This window comes from Exiguobacterium aurantiacum (assembly GCF_001766415.1).
In the GTDB taxonomy this organism is placed as follows: domain Bacteria; phylum Bacillota; class Bacilli; order Exiguobacteriales; family Exiguobacteriaceae; genus Exiguobacterium; species Exiguobacterium aurantiacum_A.
Map to the genome: position 1 here is coordinate 1 of NZ_MKXO01000051.1, position 529 is coordinate 529.

Sequence of the window (529 nt, forward strand, 5' to 3'; positions counted from 1 at the left end):
GATTCGTGTTAGATTCCGCTCTAAAGGAGTCGTCATTAACACCATTGCGAAAAAATATCATGGCGGCGGCCACCCGCTTGCAGCCGGTGCGTCCATTTATGATTGGGCAGTAGCAGATGAGATTTTGCGTGATTTAGAGGAAGTATGTAAATCATCATCATAAGAGAGGAGGGATACTTAAGTCCCTTCTCTCTTTTTTGTCATGGAGAAAAGGGTTACTTGCATACAGGGATAAACCAGCAGCCGATGTCTGTTGAATCTTCATAGGCTTGGAGATTTTGATGCTTTAATTCTTTTTTAATTAAATGAGCCATCATTTCTGTCTCAGCATAGGCGCACATGCCGTCTTTGATCCGGCTTGCTTTGTCTCGTGCCATTTGACGATAGCTGTAAACCTCCATTGTCCTCACCTCTTTCTATTTAAGATCTCGTTCTACTTTTAGTGTATAAAAATGAAGCGTGAAAAGCGATCATTGAGGGCAGAAATTCATAAAAATTCCACAACCTCCTTATTCAGCAAATGAAATAC

The 529-nt window shown here is 41.2% G+C and carries 2 protein-coding genes; one reads left to right on the forward strand and one right to left on the reverse strand.

Annotated features, from left to right (window positions below; genetic code table 11):
• Positions 1–163: DHH family phosphoesterase (locus BJU60_RS15115; protein WP_254281716.1), on the forward strand; the 163-nt coding region annotated here is incomplete at its 5' end.
• Between the two features lie 52 nt (positions 164–215).
• Here the strand turns inward: BJU60_RS15115 and BJU60_RS14905 are convergent.
• Complete coding sequence (locus BJU60_RS14905) at positions 216–401, reverse strand: hypothetical protein (RefSeq protein WP_003216400.1); 186 nt, start codon at positions 399–401, stop codon at positions 216–218.
• Between the last annotated feature and the right edge of the window lie 128 nt (positions 402–529).

Bases quoted from the DNA above. Each gene is read 5' to 3' on its own strand.
- BJU60_RS14905 (WP_003216400.1), bottom strand. From the start codon at position 401: ATGGAGGTTTACAGCTATCGTCAAATGGCACGAGACAAAGCAAGCCGG.